The organism is Oculatella sp. FACHB-28, assembly GCF_014696015.1.
In the GTDB taxonomy this organism is placed as follows: domain Bacteria; phylum Cyanobacteriota; class Cyanobacteriia; order Elainellales; family Elainellaceae; genus JAAUTN01.
The window spans coordinates 1-17,566 of sequence record NZ_JACJPJ010000036.1 but is presented as its reverse complement, the minus strand read 5'-3'; the positions used below and the strand labels follow the sequence as shown (position 1 = coordinate 17,566).

The following is a 17,566-nucleotide window of genomic DNA, read 5'->3' as shown; positions in this document are numbered from 1 at the left end:
CTGCGGAGATTAGCAAGATGATGAATTGCTGTTCAATACTTCTTAAATAAGCAGCGGTTTTAGAGCCTATTAGAAACAGCAATGAAACGGCAATTCATTAGATTTATGCAAAGGCAAACTTTGTAACAGGAAGCGTTCTACCTCGGCCGTTCTAGCCTTCTAATTAGCTTTAGCTCTTTAAACAGACTGTCCTGTCACAATGCCCCAAAGGAAGCGTTCAAACGGACCTTCGTTAACATCGACGTGCATCTTTTTTGCCCAGGTGAATACGTCAAAGCTGACATGTCCGCTGTCGTGTTGACCGAAAGTGCCCTTTTGAATTGCAACATTGCCGACTAGCGCAATCCAGTGGTTGGGCAGAGCAACAGGCAGGTCATCCTTGCTAGGTGTAGCTTGCCCCAGCAAACCATCAGCCGTTACCAGCAGGAACGCTACGCCACCTGCCTCAATCACCCGAGCTGCATTTTGCAGGGCTCTCATGTCGCCCAAGAGGTAGGTGTGGTTGTACTTCACTTGCTCGTAGCCCAAAATTTCTCTAACCCAGCCTTTCATTTCCCAGGATTTAGTCATGCCGCTGAGGTTACGCATCATTTCAGGCGCATCGGGATCAACGGGAAACAGTAAATTTTCTGCATCGCGTAGCGCTGCCAGCACTAACCAGTCTGCCTGCCCCATTTGCAGATCGCCTTTGCTTTCCTGACGCAGCCGAGTAGAGGTATTGATCTGCTTTGTTTTTGCTTGGAAATTGCCCTGTTCAAACAAACTTCTACAGACCTGGACATAGCGCAGCGGCTGCTTACGGATTAGCTCAAACAAGATGGAAGCTGGACCACAAAAAGGTTGCTTACCCTGATTGACCTTAAAAGGGTCATTCACCCGCGATCGCATCTCTGCCACAATCTTTTGCTTATCCAGATGCGGCCACAGGCTGGGTGCAGGAGATTGCTCAAAGTCGGCGATCGCTGCCAGTGCTTCCCGCTTGAAAGCCGAATTGGATGGCTGAGTATTTGTAGTCACGTCTTCCTCTGGCTGGCGCTAAACCCGGTATCCAGCTTTGTAGATCAACAGCCGTGAATCGTAGAATTACGCAAATCTGATAGAGCGTTTGCTAATCTGACAGAGGTGTAACCGCTCCCTCTCCCTTTAGAAATTCTTCTTCAAACCCAATTTTCCTGTGACTTCAACCCTGCCCACGATTAAATTCCTTCAGCAACCTACCTCAACTCAATGGGTAGAGCAGGCGATCGCCAATCTTGACACTATTTTGCTTGACCATTCTCACTGTGAACGGAAAGCGGCGGGTGTAGCCCTCAATCTAATTTTTCGTTATCCTTCCAGCGCTAAACTAGTGCGAACCTTGACGGCGATCGCCCAGGAAGAGCTAGAGCATTTCGAGCAGGTGAATCAGTGGCTCGATCGGCGTGACATTCCCCTGGCACCACTGTCTGCACCACCTTATGCTGCTGGACTCAAGGCTGAAATTCGCCGTCATGAACCCGACCGAATGCTCGACCTGCTGCTCGTCTCTGGGCTAATCGAAGCCCGTAGCCACGAACGGTTGGGGCTGTTAGCTGCTCATTGCCCTGAAGTAGAACTAGCGCAGTTTTATCGAGGCTTAATGGCATCGGAAGCGCGTCACTATGGCATTTACTGGACACTAGCAACTACTTATTTTGAGCGCGCAGTTGTGATGGAGCGGCTAGAATCGCTTGCGGCTGTGGAGAGCCAGCTTTTGTCAACCCTTTACCCTGAGCCAAGGATTCATAGTTAGTGAATAGCCATTACCGCGAGTTTTGGATTCGAGATTGGCAACCAGGTGATCGCACAGTCGCAGCAGAGTTGATTCGCTCTGTGCTGAGTGAATATGGGCTTGAGTGTGAACCAGACGGTGCCGACCGAGATGTCTTGTCTGTTGAGGAGTCTTACTGGAACAAAGGTGGCGAATTTTGGGTGGTCGAACGACAGCAGCGCCTAGTAGGCACAGCCGCTTACTATCCGGTTGCGAAAGGGACGAATGCAGTAGAAATTCGCAAGATGTACCTTTTGCCCGAAGCGAGAGGGCAAGGATTGGGGCGCTATTTGTTACAAAACTTAGAAGAGGCGATCGCCAAACGGGGCTATCAACAGATTTGGTTAGAAACGGCGAGCGTGCTTTTTGAAGCGGTCAAGCTTTACGAGAGTAGCGGTTATCAACCAGCAACTGGGGTTGAAACCAAGCGATGCGATCGCCTTTACACCAAGCTTTTAGAACGTTCTTCTAACTTAGAGCAGCAGCTTTCAGAGAAAAGCGAAGGCGTTTAATCACACACCTCTTCTTTGTCCGTAACTTAACCGGGCTGTGTCATAAGCTTCATGTCTCTGACACATCAACTCAACATTGGCTTGTCAGGGTGACTCCTAAATCCTGCGGACTCTGCCGAGGATTTAAGCAAAAATCCACTCGGACGTGAAACCAGTTTGCATCCGTCGAAAGCCAAGACGGCAAACACTGGATTGCAGTGGAGTAAACACCTTAAGGTTTAAGGAGAAACTTGAAATGCTGAAGCAAATTTTGGCAGGCAGTACCTTTTTGCTGCTGGTAGCCTTTGGGAGCCTACCCGCTCGATCTCAAACATCAGCTCCTCCTACAGCTGAGCCAACTGAGCCTTCAGCCCAACAGCTAGACCCTGCAGCCCAGCCTGCTCCTCCTACTGAAGCTCAGTCCACGCCCCCTACTCAGGCTCAACCCCAGTCCGCTGCTGAGGTAAGTTCAGAGGACATCGAAAAATTTGCCAGGGCGATCGCGCAACTCCAAACGATTCAGCAGGAAACTCAAACTGAGCTACTTCAAATTGTTGAAGGTCAAGGATTAACCCCAGATCGTTTCAATGAAATTGCTGAAGCCCAGCAAAACCCTCAAGCAGGAACCGATGTAGAGATTTCTGATGAGGAATTGCAGAGCTTTGAGCAAGCCGCAAACGAGATCACGACCGTCCGTCAGCAGACCCAAGCTAGATTCCAGGAAGCGGTTCAAGCTGAAGGGTTAGAAGTCGAGCAGTTTAACCAGATTCTTGCTGCTGTGCAGCAAGATCCTGCTTTGCAACAGGAAGTTGAGCAAATTCTTCGAGCTGAACCTGCCTCAGGTCAAGAATTGCCTCAGTAGGGAAACTCGATTTGCCTTCGTGAGCGCGTCTATACCCTTCTGTTAAGGTACCGATTTGTGGCGTTGCGCATGACGAACGACTCCGTAGGGGCACGGCAATGCTGTGCTCCTATAGTGGCCGATCGCCATATTAGAAACTTCCTCCCATTCTCAAGTTGAGCAATGGCTTTTGTGTTTCTAAGCACTACCTAACGTTGCCTGAAATTAACTCTTAAGTTAGACCGGGATTCAGCAGATCTTCCTACGGGAGGAGGTTTTTGAGAAATTGAATTATTCCTTACGGAGCATAGGCTGGTCTCGCTTTTTCTGACAAATTGAGTGTAGGGACGGATGATAAAAAATCAGGAGATATCGCAATGAAATTAAAGTTTCTCGCTCTACCTTTGTTACTTGGAATGACGCTAGCTGTTGGCGCTTGCGCTCCTGCTGGTACCGATGATGCAGAAACTGCACCCACTGAAGACCCCGCTGTAGCACCTGCTGAAGATCCGGCGGTTGCTCCTACCGAAGAGCCAGCAGAGGCTCCTACCGCTCCTGGAACTGAAGCTCCTCCCCAATAGACTGTTACGAGCGATCGCTCAATAAACATTCTGATTCCACCTTTAGAACCGCTGTTGCAAGGTTGCACTCTCTAGGTGCAACCTTTCGATGTTTCTAACGGTAATCAAGATGCGCTAAGGCTGCCCAACTGGCAAATAGCCTTCTATTAAATAATCCGCATCAAGCGATCGCCACTTCACCCGCTCCAGTACTAGCGCCTCTGACATCAACGACAAGCCCAGCTCACCAACTGGGGAAGGAGCCGTTGCCCCACCAATAATTTTGGGGGCAATAAATGCCCAAACTTTTTGAATAGCCCGATCGGCGATCGCCTCAGCTGCCAATCGTCCTCCACATTCCCACAAAACACTCAAGCAGCCCCGTTCATACAAACAGTCCATTGCTTGAGCAGGAGCCAGAGATAACATCTCAACCACTTCAACTCCCCGCTTCCTCAAAGCAGTTTGAAATTCGGGTCTGCTGCCAGCTTCAGTCAAGACTAGTGTTGGAGCTTCCGCGATGTTCCATAATTTGGCATCGTCGGGCAAATCTAAACTGCTGCTCATCACCACCCTGAGCGGATTGTGCTGGGCGACTTGATGGTTGGTCAACAGCGGATTGTCACGCCGAACCGTGTTTCCACCTACAACCACTGCATCACAGGTAGCGCGTAACTGGTGAACTGCTGCTCGTGCAGTTTTTCCTGTAACCCAGGCACTATGTCCGGTGCTAGCAGCAATTTTGCCATCTAGGGTCATCGCATATTTCAAAATGCCAAACGGTCGGCGATGAAGCACTCGATGCACAAATGCTTCATTCAATTCTTGGCAGGCTGTCTCTTCTACACCAACGCTGACTGCTATTCCAGCCGTTTGTAGTCTGGCAATGCCACCTCCCGACACACGCGGATCTGGATCAACCATTCCCGCGACAACCCTGGCAACCCCCGCTTGGATTAGGGCTTCTGTGCAGGGTGGAGTTCTACCGTGGTGATTGCAAGGCTCCAAATTGACATAAACGGTAGCTCCCTGTGCTTGCTCAGCCGCTGCCCTCAATGCAAAAACCTCAGCATGGGGTTGCCCCGCCTTGGGGTGAAATCCTTCGCCAACGATCTGACCGTTTTGCACCACAACGGCTCCCACTAATGGGTTTGGGGCTGTTTGACCTGCTGCCTGACGCGCTAGCTCCAGACAACGTTGCATCATGGTTCGGTCAAAATCAGCATTCATAAAGAAGAATTGAGTTCATTCAAGGGAGATATGAGCTTGCGATCGCTGCTAGATCTGCTTTTGAGCGATCGCCCTATAGAAATATTGCAGGACTATCGAGAATTGCAAGTCATTCAGCAATTTCAGTAGAGTTACGGTGTAGTGTGCCCTTCGAGCCAACTCATTCCTCCCCCTAATCCCCAACCCCCGCCTCCTGCAACCTCTTCTCAAGATTCTCTTGCTCAAGCTGTTCCAGTAGCCAATCAATCTCAAACCGCAAATTGGCTAGATGCCGTCGCCACGCTGTTGACTCATAGCGATCGGTGCTGCTAGTCATATCTTCCCGCTCTAGATCCTGTAGCCGCAGACGGCAAACCAGCAATCGTTGCTCTAGCAGCTTAATTCGCTCTATGGGAAGAAGGTGGCTAAAGAAGAAATATTTGATGATGAAACGGGACCGGCTGTTGACCCAGCTTTCATGCGGATATTCCAGCATTTTGCGTCGCCAGCGATCGCGCCCCGCCTCAGTAATGCAATATACCTTGCGGCTCGAACCCGATTCTCCAGCTTCCTCCACCAGCGTCACGATATCTCCTCTTGCCTCCAGCCGTTTGAGCAAAGGATAAATCGCCCCATAGTTGACGCTGATGCAGCCACTCATAAATAGCTCTAGCTGCTGCTTTAGACGGTAGCCGTGCAAAGGTTGCTTTTGTAAAAATCCAAGTGTTGCTAATTCCAACATTATTTCAACGTATTTCTATATCAGGTTGATATTCCTACTCCAAATTGATATACCTGTTAAGGATACAGCGTTTACAAAATGCAATAAACTCTGTTGCATTTTTAAGCAAGCGCTTGATCAGCTAAGGCAAGAAATTTTCCAAATAATTGGCAAGAAATTTATGTTGCAGGTCGCTCCTTCCGTGCCCCTGGCTGTTGCGCGTAAACCTGTGTCAATCGCCAGCCGCCTAATTTTGACTCTCAGTTTATTACTTGTGTCAGCCGGATGTGAACTGTTTCCTCGTAGCGAAGCTCAGTCTGAGCCTCCTGGTGCAGAGCAAGGCGGCCCACCATCCGTTGATGTAATGGTTGCTGAAACTGCCCCTTTGGAGGCAGCAGAGGAATTCACTGGCACAACCCGACCTTTCCGAGAAGTTTCACTGCGATCGCAAGCTGAAGGGCAACTGTTAGATGTAACGGTCGATATGGGCGATCCAGTAGAGCGGGGGCAGGTATTGGCGCGGCTCGATAATAGGTTGCTGACCGCAACTGTGATTGAGGCGCAGGCAGAGGAAGCAGCCCGTCAGTCTGAAGTGGCCAGCCTGCAAGCAGAAGTCAGCGATGCACTGACCCTAGTAGAACAAGCGCGGCTAGAGTTGGCTCAGGCGCAGTCAGATGCCGCACGACAACAGCAATTATTTAACGAGGGGGCGATCGCAGAGCAACAGGTAGAACTTGCCCAAACTACCGTTGGCACAGCAGAGCAAGCACTCAGATCGGCGCAAGAGCAGGTTCGCACCCGTCAGCAGGTGGTGAGAGCAGCCGAACGGCGAGTTGTTGCTCAGCAAGCGTTGGTTGCCCAAGAACAAGAGCGGCAATCTTACAGTACGCTCGTTTCTCCCGTCACTGGAGCGGTATTATCGCGGGAAATAGAACCGGGCGATCTGGCCCAACCCGGCAGTGAAGTTTTACGACTGGGAGACTTCAGCCAAATAAAAGTAGAAGTCCAAATTTCAGAACTCGAACTGGCAGGTATTCAAGTCGGTCAACCCGTCCAGGTTCGCCTGGATGCACTTCCTAACCAAACCTTTTCGGGCGAGGTAACGCTCATTTCTCCTGCGGCTGACCCCACTGCTCGTCTAATCCCAATTGAGGTGACAATACCGAACCCAGATGAACGCATCGGCAGTGGACTGCTGGCACGGGTTAGCTTCTCTCAACAGGCTGCTGAACGAGTGGTTATTCCGTTGACGGCGATCGAAATCGGAGGAGAGGCAGACGCAGAAAGCTCAGACGCAGAATCACCGCAGGCAGAAGCTTCGGCATCAGAGCAATCAGATGAGCAATCCGGCGAAACAGCCACCATTTTTGTCTTAGAAGGTTCTCAAGAGGAGCCGACTGTGGTGGCCCGAACGGTAAGGTTGGGCGATCGCGCTGACGGGCAAGTAGAAATTCTCTCTGGACTAGAACCCGGGGATCAATACGTTGCGCGGAGCAGTGGCGCTCTGGAAGATGGTGCCGCCGTCCGCCTCAGCCTAATTTCTGAAACATCCTCCTAGAACTAACGTTTTCCCCTTCATCCCATTTATTCGCCCGCTTCTTAATCCTGATACCTGTGCCTACTGCTCATCTAGGCTGCTGATCGTCCTCACTCACTCGTTGAAGCAATGCAAACCCAAAAACCTTCCGGCTTTAGCATTAGCAGCATTTCAATCCGCCGTCACATCGGCACGCTAATGCTGACCCTGGCAGTGATCGTCGTTGGCGTGTTTTATATCTCCAACCTTCAGGTTGATTTGCTGCCTTCTATTACCTATCCCCGGATTGGAGTACGGGTTGATGCACCCGGAATTTCGCCCGAAGTTGCGGTGGATGAAGTAACCCGTCCACTCGAAGAAGCCCTTTCTGCCACAGAAGGGGTGGTGCAGGTTTATTCCCAAACTCGTGAAGGGCAGGTGAGCTTAGACCTGTACTTTGAGCCAGGCGGAGATATTGATCAGGCGTTGAACGATGCAACGGCTGCATTCAACCGTGCACGGGGACAGCTACCCGACACGATTGAGGAGCCGCGTCTGTTCAAGGCTGACCCTTCACAGTTGCCAGTTTACGAGTTAGCGCTGACTTCCTCTTCACTAGAATCGGTCGCCCTGCGGGTATTTGCGGATGAAGAGCTAGGCCGTGAACTGGGTGTGGTTCCAGGCGTTGCCTCGGTGGATGTGTCTGGCGGAGAGGCAGAAGAGGTCATTGTGAACGTTGATCTCGATCGCCTGCAAGCACTGGGCATCGGGCTGACGGACGTATTGGATGAGCTAGAGCAAACCAATCAGGATGTTTCAGGCGGACGAATTTTTGGAGAGAATGCTGAACCCTTAACGCGAGCAATTGGGCGGTTTCAAGACGCTGAGGAAATTAACAATATTTCTTTTGTTGTTGGAGGAAGCAGCACATCAACAGACACTGAGGAGACCGATAGTGATACAGAATCTGGCTTGTCTCCCAGTGCTCCTCGGCGAGTTTACCTGCGAGATTTTGCAGAGGTCATTGATGAATCTGGGGAACAGCGGGTTTTTGTGTCGCTCAACGGACAGCCTGCCGTTAAGGTAAGCATTCAGAAGCAGCCTGACGCAAACTCTATCCAAGTGGTTGATGCAGTTCAAAAACGGCTTGAGGAATTGCGCCAGTCTGGTGTAATTCCCGAAGACATGGAGTTGCTGCCAACTCTGGATGAGTCAGTTTTTATTCGCAATTCTATTTCCAACGTTGCCAGTTCAGGTTTGATTGGCGCAGGATTGGCAGCGATCGCCGTTCTCCTATTCCTTGGCTCCATTCGCCAAACACTGATTATTGTCCTCTCTATTCCTCTGGCAACGCTAGCCGCAATCATCTTGATGGGCGTGTTTGGGCTGTCGCTCAACGTTTTCAGTCTGGGCGGTTTGGCGTTGGGTGTGGGAATTGTGGTCGATAACTCCATCGTCATGCTGGAGGCGATCGCCGAAGGAGCAGGCATGACACCAGGACAGGATACGCGATCGCAAATGCCCCCCGACGAAATCATCGAGCGCTCTATCCAGAGCAGCCAGGAGGTGGAATCGGCCCTGCTAGCTTCTACCAGCACAAACCTGGTGGCGGTACTGCCTTTCCTGCTGATCGGTGGCTTTATCGCCCTGCTGTTTAACGAGTTGATTCTAACCATCAGCTTTGCGGTCGCCGCGTCGATTGTTGTTGCGGCAACCGTCGTGCCCGCAATGTCTTCTCGACTGCTAGGAATTCGCTGGTCAAGCCGCATCGGAGAATTTTGGCTCTTAAAAGAATTTAATCGTCGCTTTGAAGCCTCGACACGAGGCTACGCCAGCACTCTGGAATGGGTGCTGCGAAAGCGTGTCTTAATCGTCTTGGCAACTTTTCTGGTTCTGGGGGGTGGCAGTCTGCTAACAATCGGTCAGATTCCTCAGGAAATTCTGCCGCGCATTAGCACCGGGCAAGCAAACCTGAATGCCCAGTTTCCCCCCGGAACTCCCCTCGAAACCAATCGGAAGGTAATGGAAGAGGTAGACAAGATTATTCAGGCGCAACCGGAGACAGAATACGTATTCACGACAGCGGGAGGCTCCCTCTTTGGCAGCAGTACAAACGAAAACCCGTTGAGAGGCACCAGCAACATCACGCTGAAGCGAGGAAGTGATGTTGAGGAGTTTGTCGCTCGGGTCAATCAAGAGATTGAGCAGCTTAACCTGGTCGATACTCGGATTCGCATAAGGCCGGGTGAAGTGCGTGGTTTGGTACTAAACAATTCTCCGGTGCGTGGTGCAGAAGTAGATGTGGTGCTGCAAGGAGAAGATGAGCGATCGCTAACTCAGGCAGGTTTTCAGGTACTCGACGCACTTGACCAGCAGGCAACGCTGGCAACCTTTCGCCCAGATGCTGACCAGCGCCAGCCTGAAATTCAAATCCGTCCTGACTTGGAGCGCCTGACCGCCCTCGGACTCAACACCCAGGACATCGGGGAAACGCTTGAAACTGCCGTCCAAGGAGTCGTTGCAACCCAGCTTCAGCGCGGTAACCGTTTGGTAGATGTGCGTGTGCAGCTTGACGAGGACGCGATTACCCGGCCGTCGCAGCTAGAACGGTTACCTCTGTTCACAGAAGACAACCAGTTGATTCGGCTAGGAGATGTTGCTCAATTAGAAGAAGGAGAAGCCCCTGGCGAAATTCAGCGGATCAACCAGCGGCAGGTGTTCATCGCAGCAGGCAACTTGAATGAAGGTGCCAGCTTGAGTGAAGCTTTGGCTGAAGTAGATACTATCTTGCAAGGATTAGAGTTGCCTGAAGGGGTTAGTCGTTTGCCCAGTGCTGCGGCCCAAAGTAACCAGGAAATTCAGTCTGCTTTGCCCCTTCTCGGTGGATTGGCTGCCTTCCTGGTATTCGTTGTCATGGCGGTGCAATATAACTCATTAATAGACCCGCTAGTCATCATGTTCACGATTCCCCTAGCTCTAGCAGGTGGAATTTTGGGACTGTATGTGACGCAAACGGCGATCGGTGCAACAGTGATTGTGGGAGCAGTGCTGCTGGTCGGTATCGTCGTTAACAACGCCATCATCATGGTGGAACTAGCAAACCAAATCCGCGAGCGAGAAAAGGTCGATCGCCGCACTGCCATTCTCAAAGCGGCTCCCCAACGACTTCGTCCGATTCTCATGACGACGATCACAACTGTATTAGGAATGTTTCCTTTGGCGTTGGGAATGGGCGAAGGGGGAGAGTTTTTGCAGCCGCTCGGCATCGTTGTGTTTTCTGGGTTATCTCTAGCAACGTTCTTGACGCTGTTCATCATTCCCTGCTTTTACCTGCTACTCCATGATCCCCGTTGGACGAATGGAGTGAAGCGAATGTCTCGTCGTGGACGGGTCGCTCTCGCTTTAGATAGGGTCGATCGCCAGTCTCGACAACCTTCCAAACGAAAAGTAGTCAGGCGATTTTTGAAGGAATAACGTTCTCCTGGTAGAAGACTGGTTCTCCTGGTTTGATTTACGCTATTGTGGCGATCGCAACTTCTGTCGCGATCGCCACAAATGCTTTAGCCCGTTGATTCTGATCTGATGGCGATCGCCCAGCAAAAATTCCTGGCATTATTTGGAGCATCCTAGATGTCACAGCCTCCTCCCAAGCGGGTCCCATCGGTTGTAAATTCCAGAAACACCTCGCTTCAACGTCTGCGCCAACTCAGCCATGTCTTAGACAACGCCATTCCAATTCCTGGTACAGGTTATCGAATTGGACTTGATCCACTTCTGGGGTTACTGCCCGGTGCTGGAGATACGGTTGCAGGAGCGCTATCAGCCTACATTGTCGTTGAAGCAGCGCGAATGGGCGTGCCTCGTGAAATCCTGTTGCGAATGGCATCCAACATTGTTCTGGAAGTTGTGCTGGGATCGGTGCCAATGCTAGGCGATGTGTTTGACGCGACCTGGAAAGCAAATGCTCGAAATATTGCCTTGCTTGAAACTCACGTCGATATGCCACAATCCAATCGAGCGAGCGATCGCAAATTTCTAATTCTGCTAATTCTCGGCTTAGCAGTGGTTATCATAGGTTTTGCTACTTTTTCTGTACTGCTGGTTCGCCTACTAATTGGCGCTATCAGTGGCGGCTAACTCAATTCTTAGCGCTACATTTGGCGTGATCTCCAAGGGAGGATTATGCAATAATGATGCACTGTCTTCCAGAGTCTTCTCATGGTTCAAGCGCCTCCACTTCCCACTGATTTGAACAACTTTAGTTTTGAGCAAAACCCTGATCTCAGCTTTCAGCTTCCTGATCCAGAGGATGATCTGATTCCCGAAGCAGAATTTTTGAGTCAGGTCGAGACAGCCTGGCAGGTGTGCGATCGCTTTGACCTGCAAACCGAGATTTGGCGCGGACGCATCCTTCGAGCTGTGCGCGATCGCGAAAAGCGAGGCGGCGACGGTCGAGGCAGCGGATTTCTCAACTGGCTCAAAGACCGGGAAATCAGCAAAACCCAGGCTTACTCGCTAATCGAACTGGCAAATAGTGCCGATGCGCTGCTAGAAGAGGGTTACCTAGAGCCGGAAGATGTTAACCAGTTCAGCAAACGCGCCTTTGTCGAAACGGCTCAGTCATCCCCGGAAGTTCAGCAAATGGTCGGGGATGCAGCGCGAAAGGGCGATCGCATCACTCGCCGAGAAGTCCGTCAGCTTTCCGACGAATGGACAGCGATGACTTCAGACCTGATTCCTGAAGTCGTGAAGGAAAAAGCTGCTAACAGCACAATTCCTACCCGCTATTTGGCTCCACTGGTGCGAGAAATGGAAAAGTTGCCAGAAGCGCATCAGGTTTCCCTCCAGGCAGAGGTGGCAGGAAATCCTGACGTGGATACGCTGAAGCAAGTTACTGCCGAAGCTCGCTATTTGGCGAAGTATCTCAATGCTGCAACCAACGTGCAGGCCTTAGATAACGAAGCGCTTGACCTGGAATCTGCTTTAGAAGAAGCGTTGCGGGTCGGTTGCCTTAGTTCTACGGCTGACTTAGTAAATCAGGCTTCGCAGTTAGAGCAGGCGATCGTCAAACTCTACACCACTTGGAAACGGCTCAACACGCTTTCAGAGCGGGTTTATCTGGACAGCGGCGCGAGTACACCTCACTTGCGATCGCTCCTTGCTCACCTTAGTCCCCTTTCAGGTGAAGTGCTGGAAGTCCAACTGGGTGATCCAGATGGAGGTAGTTTCTCTCGCACTATTCGCCTCAAAATTTTGCCTGAAACAGATGCTTAAGAGGCAAGTATGAAACGAGTCTGCGTATTTTGCGGCTCAAATCAGGGAGCAAACCCTGCTTACGGGTTTGCAGCCGAGCAGCTAGGTAAACTGCTGGCACAGCAAAACATTGGGCTAGTGTATGGCGGCGGCAAAGTTGGGCTAATGGGAACCGTCGCCGATGCCGCCCTTGCCGCAGGGGGTGAAGTCATCGGCGTAATCCCCCAAGCGCTAGCCGATCGCGAAATTGCTCACACAGGTCTCTCCAAACTGCATATCGTTGCTTCCATGCACGAACGCAAAGCCCTCATGTCAGACTACGCCGACGCTTTCATCGCGCTCCCCGGCGGCATGGGTACGCTTGAAGAATTTGCTGAAGTTCTCACTTGGGGGCAATTAGGGCTGCACCAAAAGCCCTGTGGTTTGCTTAATATTGAGGGATATTACAACTCTTTGATCGCCTTCTTCAACCAAGCGGTTCAAGCGCAATTTGTCCGTCCCGAACATCGCTCAGCGGTAATCGAAGCGCAAACCTGTGAAGAACTCTTGGATAAGCTGAACCAATATCAGCTTATCCAAATTCACAAGTGGATCGATCGCGATCAAACCTAATTGACCTGTCCAGGAGTTGATCAAAGCCGTGGCTGAATTACTGCAAATTTCCCAACTGGGTAATCCTGTCCTGCGCCAAACTGCCGAACCCATTACCGAAATTCAAACGCAGCCAGTGCAGTCCTTGATCGACGATTTGCTTGCAACCCTGCAGCATTCCAATGGAGTTGGAATTGCAGCGCCTCAAGTAGGTGTTTCTCAGCGTTTGCTGATCGTCGCATCTCGTCCCAATCCCAGATATCCTCATGCTCCCGAGATGGAGCCGACTCCGATGATTAATCCTCGGTTAGTGAGCCATTCTGATGAAGTGGTAAAAGATTGGGAAGGTTGCCTGAGCATTCCTGGAATTCGGGGGCTGGTGCCTCGATATCAAGCAATTACGATTGAATATTGTGATCGCCACGGCAACCTCCAACACCAAGAACTTACCGATTTTGTCGCTCGCATCTTCCAGCACGAGTTCGATCATCTGGAAGGCTACGTTTTTCTGGATCGATTGGAATCCACGCGAGACATTATTACTGACCAGGAATACCTCAAGCTGATTGCTGAAACTTGCTGACAGGAATAACTAGATCCAACCCTGAACGCCTCGAACAATCATGTAGGCGGCTAGAGCAAACAGCAAAAACTTAAACAGGAAATTGACCGTTCGATCAGGCAATCGAGGCAGCAAGCGAGTTCCCGCCTGTGCTCCAACAATTCCACCTAATCCCAGACACAACCCAGGAATCCATAAAACGTTGCCATTCCACGTGTGCTGAGCGAGTCCTGAGACGGCGATCGCCACAATTGCGCCCAAACTCGTCCGCACTGCCGCCTTGATCGATTCTCCCAAAAACAGCATTTGCAGCGGCACCATCACCACCCCACCACCCACGCCAAACAAACCAGATAGCCCACCTGCTAACAGACCGATTCCAGCAATTGAAGTCAGCGGTGCCTCTTTCTCTGCTTCTGGCACTTCTTCCCCAGATGTTAATTCTGGTTCCATCGTTTTCTCAGTTTTTCGCTTGAGTCTTTGACGTAGATCCATCAAATACGTCGTAGCTAGCAACAGAACTGCAAATCCTAAAGCCAAAGCTGGGTCAGGGAGGCGATCGCCCAACCAGGCACCCCCTTGCGCCGTAACAACCCCAAAAGCCGCTAGCATTAACGAAACCCGCCAGTTCAATTCACCGGCTCCCAGATTCCGCAAGCTACCAGAAACCGCGCTCAAAAACACCCCAATCAAACTCGTCGCAGTAGCCTGGATTAATGGCACTCCCAGAAATGTCAGGGCTGGAACCATCAGCAGCCCCCCCCCAATTCCCAGCAATCCAGCTGCAACTCCGGTAACTGACCCTACCAAAACCAGCAGTACCCATTCCAGGGGCGTATCAAGCATTCACACCAACTCCTGTAATAGACGCATTGGTAGGTTGGGTGGAGCATAGCGAAACCCAACACTTACATAAGCTTTGCGTTAAGGTTTCATACTTCAACCCAACTTACATTCTTCAAAGGTTATCAGAAGTTTTATCGTCAACCAGAAGTTTCCCTAACTGCTACATCCGCTCCAACACGGGAATTCCCAGCAAAGATAGTCCTAATTTGATCGTTCTCGCAGTCAAATCACATAACACTAACCGCGACGTTCTGATAGGTTCTTCCGCATCCAGTACCGTGCAACGATCGTAGAACTGATTAAACTTTTGGCTCAGTTCAAATAGATATTGGCAAAGCTGATTTGGCAGCAGATCTGCATCAATTATGCTGAGAATTTCATCTAGTCGAAGTAAGTGTTTTGCTAATACAAACTCTTCATCTTCTTTCAACACAACCGGGCAGTCGGAACCTAATTTTTCAAAATCAATGTTTCCTTTCCGACTGATCCCACGCGTCCTTACGTAGGCATAAAGCATATATACAGCCGTATTGCCTTGCCGCGCCAGCATTTTGTCATAGCTGAAAACATAGTTACTCGTTCTGTTTTGGCTCAGGTCAGCATACTTTACCGCACTGATCCCGATTACTTGAGCGCTATGTTTGATAAATTCTTCTGTTTCCTCACGCCCCTCTTCTTTAAGACGATTTTCTAGGTCAGTACGAGCATGGGCGATCGCCTCATTCAACATATCCTCCAGCCGAATTGCCTCTCCAGAACGGCTCTTTAACTTTTTCCCATCCTCCCCTAATACAGACCCAAGCGGCGTGTGAACAAACTCTACATCGTCCGTAATCCAGCCCGCTCGTTTCCCAACCTGAAAAATTTGAGCAAAGTGATTTGTTTGTTCTGCCCCAACTGGATAAACCACTCGGTCTACCTTGTCCACATTCACCCGATAGCGAATGGCAGCCAAATCAGTGGTGGCATAGTTATATCCACCATCCGACTTCTGCACGATCAGAGGCAAAGGGTCCCCTTCCTTATTCGTAAAGCCTTTCAGAAAAACGCATTTTGCCCCACTATCTTCAACTAACAAAGCAAGCCGATCCAACTCTTCAATCACATCCGGCAAAAACGGATTATAAAAAGACTCACCTCGAATAATTAGAGGAGACAAACCCATCAGATCGAAAATTCTTTGATTGGTTCGATTTGACAGATCGCAAACAATTTTCCAAGCACGCAGCGTTTCCTCCTCTCCCGCCTGAAGCTGCACCACAGACAGTCTCGCTGCATCCTGAAAGGCCGCATCCTGATCAAATCGCTTTTTGGCATGACGATAAAACGATGCCAAATCTTCCAGATCTAAATTCTCATCAGACTTCAGCGCCTCTGGATACGCTTCCCGCAAATATGCAATCAGCATCCCAAAAGGCGTTCCCCAATCCCCCACATGGCTGAGCCGCAACACCTCATAACCCAAAAATTCTAGAATTCGGGCAATGCAATCTCCAATCACTGAGGGACGCAAATGTCCAACGTGCATTTCCTTCGCAATGTTGGGACTGGGATAGTCTACGATCGCCCGTTTAGGCGGCTCAATTGGAGCTACTCCCAGTCGGGGATCAGCCTGCACACACCGAAGCTGCTCCTCTAGGTAACTCGTCTTGAACGTCAAATTAATAAAACCCGCACCTGCTACGGTAGGTGGTTCACAAAACTCGCTCACATCAAGGTGCTGAATAACTTGCTCAGCGATCGCCCTCGGTGCTTTCCCCAATCGCTTCGCCAGCGACATCGCTACATTAGACTGATGATCCCCAAACTTAGGATTACTAGCAGGTACCAAAATCGGATCTGTTCCTTCCAAGTCAGACCCAAACGCAGCCACCAACGCCTGCTCAAACTGCTCTCGAATTTTCTGGATTGTAGAATTCATAAATCAAAAACTATTTAACTCTTAACTGGCAACGACCATCCTCATACTGATGTCTAGCCAAGAAGAGCGAGTAATCGGCGCACTGCTAGAAATATAGTCCACACCCGTCTCCGCCACCGCCCGGATCGTCTCCAGCGTAATATTACCTGAAGCCTCAATCCTAATATGCGGACTACGTTGACGAATAACCTGCACTGCGTGTCTCATCATCTCCAGCGGCATATTATCCAACATAATGATGTCCGCTTTGTGAACCAGGGCTTCTTCAACCTGTTCAATTGACTCCGTTTCCACCTCAATAGTCAGCGGATAAGGAATGTGAGGACGAATTCGGGCGATCGCCTCCCCAATTCCCCCTGCTGCCGCAATGTGATTATCCTTGATCATTACGCCATCATCCAATCCCATGCGGTGGTTCACAGCACCGCCCACTTGAGTTGCATACTTTTCCAAAAGTCGCAGTCCCGGCGTAGTTTTGCGCGTATCGACAAACTGAGTTGGCAAATCTGCAATCTGCTCCACATACTTATTGGTCAGCGTTGCAATCCCACTCAGCCGCATTACTACATTTAACGCAACCCTCTCCCCCGTCAAGAGCGCATCAATCGATCCACTCAACCGAGCAATGGGGTGTCCGTGAGCGCACCACTGTCCTTCCTCAACAAGTGCCGTAAAAGTGGACTGTTCGCTGAGTAGATGAAAAACCCGCGCAGCAATCGGCAATCCCGCAACGACCCCTGCTTCTTTCACAATCCACTGAGCCTGTCCACTAACAGCGTCAGATGCAAAAAGGCCTTGAGTTGTGCGATCACCCCGCCCAATATCCTCCAAAAGCCAACTTCTCAGCAGTTGATCCAGCACCAAAACAGGCGGTAACACAGGAGCCATTACTTATAATTTTCCAGCTTCACTAAGTCCAACAATAGTAATTAGCTAGGACTCATTGATGCAACCTGCAACTTTTCTAAGCCTCTGGATGAGTATCTCGCTCGTCCCAACTAAGCAGACAGCCGTCTTAATCCAATAGCAATCAAGACTTTCAGGATTTTGCAGCTACCACTCCGCTCGGAACTCATCCTATCGCGTTAGAGATTCATCTCAAGAAATCATAGACCTTAAAGGCGATTTCTCGAAGATTCCCAGCGCCCAAAAAGCTGGAGCCCTTGCGGTATCACCACTTCCAGCGTTTCCCGAAAAACTTTCCAGAAATGCTTGACAGTTTCTTGGATGTCTCGTTATATTGGTTAAGCGGTCGAGAGAGAGCCA

At 50.4% G+C, this 17,566-nt stretch carries 16 protein-coding genes; 10 read left to right on the top strand and 6 right to left on the bottom strand.

The features are described from left to right. Positions 1-177: 177 nt before the first annotated feature. Positions 178-1,017, bottom strand: coding sequence for a hypothetical protein (locus H6F88_RS04015; RefSeq protein WP_347277662.1), 840 nt, complete (start codon positions 1,015-1,017; stop codon positions 178-180). Between the two features lie 157 nt (positions 1,018-1,174). Here H6F88_RS04015 and miaE point away from each other — a divergent pair, with 157 nt between their 5' ends. The 4 genes from miaE (at position 1,175) to H6F88_RS03995 (ending at position 3,702) form a co-directional block, all read left to right on the top strand. Beyond that, entirely contained in the window at positions 1,175-1,771 is a 597-nt protein-coding gene (gene miaE, locus H6F88_RS04010) for a tRNA isopentenyl-2-thiomethyl-A-37 hydroxylase MiaE (RefSeq protein ID WP_190641462.1), read from the top strand. Then, positions 1,771-2,301 (top strand): GNAT family N-acetyltransferase, encoded by a 531-nt coding sequence (locus tag H6F88_RS04005; protein ID WP_190641461.1) that lies wholly within the window; start codon positions 1,771-1,773, stop codon positions 2,299-2,301. Before miaE ends, H6F88_RS04005 begins: the two co-directional genes overlap by 1 nt. 235 nt (positions 2,302-2,536) lie before the next feature. After that, positions 2,537-3,142 (top strand): DUF4168 domain-containing protein, encoded by a 606-nt coding sequence (locus H6F88_RS04000; protein ID WP_190641460.1) that lies wholly within the window; start codon positions 2,537-2,539, stop codon positions 3,140-3,142. A gap of 356 nt (positions 3,143-3,498) precedes the next feature. Further along, a complete protein-coding gene (locus tag H6F88_RS03995) occupies positions 3,499-3,702 on the top strand; it encodes a hypothetical protein (protein WP_190641459.1) in 204 nt (67 codons plus the stop codon). Positions 3,703-3,816: 114 nt separating this feature from the next. Here the strand turns inward: H6F88_RS03995 and ribD are convergent, their stop codons facing one another. Beyond that, positions 3,817-4,911 (bottom strand): bifunctional diaminohydroxyphosphoribosylaminopyrimidine deaminase/5-amino-6-(5-phosphoribosylamino)uracil reductase RibD, encoded by a 1,095-nt coding sequence (gene ribD, locus H6F88_RS03990; RefSeq protein WP_190641458.1) that lies wholly within the window; start codon positions 4,909-4,911, stop codon positions 3,817-3,819. Between the two features lie 172 nt (positions 4,912-5,083). Further along, positions 5,084-5,632, bottom strand: a complete 549-nt coding sequence (locus tag H6F88_RS03985) for a PadR family transcriptional regulator (protein WP_190641457.1) — start codon at positions 5,630-5,632, stop codon at positions 5,084-5,086. Positions 5,633-5,792: 160 nt separating this feature from the next. On the opposite strand from H6F88_RS03985, the gene H6F88_RS03980 reads away from it, so the two are divergent. The 6 genes from H6F88_RS03980 to def all read left to right on the top strand — a co-directional run bounded on the left by H6F88_RS03980 (position 5,793) and on the right by def (position 13,554). Further along, positions 5,793-7,169, top strand: coding sequence for an efflux RND transporter periplasmic adaptor subunit (locus H6F88_RS03980; RefSeq protein ID WP_190641456.1), 1,377 nt, complete (start codon positions 5,793-5,795; stop codon positions 7,167-7,169). A gap of 108 nt (positions 7,170-7,277) precedes the next feature. Then, a complete protein-coding gene (locus H6F88_RS03975) occupies positions 7,278-10,601 on the top strand; it encodes an efflux RND transporter permease subunit (RefSeq protein ID WP_190641455.1) in 3,324 nt (1,107 codons plus the stop codon). 156 nt (positions 10,602-10,757) lie between these two features. Next, positions 10,758-11,264, top strand: a complete 507-nt coding sequence (locus H6F88_RS03970) for a DUF4112 domain-containing protein (RefSeq protein WP_190641454.1) — start codon at positions 10,758-10,760, stop codon at positions 11,262-11,264. Positions 11,265-11,345: 81 nt separating this feature from the next. After that, the gene (locus H6F88_RS03965; RefSeq protein WP_190641453.1) at positions 11,346-12,401 is read left to right on the top strand and encodes a hypothetical protein; all 1,056 of its coding nucleotides are present in this window, start codon (positions 11,346-11,348) and stop codon (positions 12,399-12,401) included. Positions 12,402-12,410: 9 nt separating this feature from the next. Next, the gene (locus H6F88_RS03960) at positions 12,411-12,992 is read left to right on the top strand and encodes a TIGR00730 family Rossman fold protein (RefSeq protein WP_190641452.1); all 582 of its coding nucleotides are present in this window, start codon (positions 12,411-12,413) and stop codon (positions 12,990-12,992) included. Between the two features lie 28 nt (positions 12,993-13,020). Continuing rightward, the gene (gene def / locus H6F88_RS03955; protein WP_190641451.1) at positions 13,021-13,554 is read left to right on the top strand and encodes a peptide deformylase; all 534 of its coding nucleotides are present in this window, start codon (positions 13,021-13,023) and stop codon (positions 13,552-13,554) included. Between the two features lie 9 nt (positions 13,555-13,563). Here the strand turns inward: def and H6F88_RS03950 are convergent, their stop codons facing one another. The 3 genes from H6F88_RS03950 to nadC form a co-directional block, all read right to left on the bottom strand. Next, the gene (locus tag H6F88_RS03950) at positions 13,564-14,379 is read right to left on the bottom strand and encodes a sulfite exporter TauE/SafE family protein (protein ID WP_190641450.1); all 816 of its coding nucleotides are present in this window, start codon (positions 14,377-14,379) and stop codon (positions 13,564-13,566) included. Between the two features lie 160 nt (positions 14,380-14,539). Next, positions 14,540-16,300 carry an arginine--tRNA ligase gene (argS, locus tag H6F88_RS03945; protein ID WP_190641449.1) on the bottom strand — a complete coding sequence of 587 codons (1,761 nt, stop codon included), beginning with the start codon at positions 16,298-16,300 and terminating at the stop codon, positions 14,540-14,542. 21 nt (positions 16,301-16,321) lie between these two features. Further along, positions 16,322-17,188, bottom strand: a complete 867-nt coding sequence (gene nadC, locus H6F88_RS03940) for a carboxylating nicotinate-nucleotide diphosphorylase (protein ID WP_190641448.1) — start codon at positions 17,186-17,188, stop codon at positions 16,322-16,324. Positions 17,189-17,566: the final 378 nt, after the last annotated feature.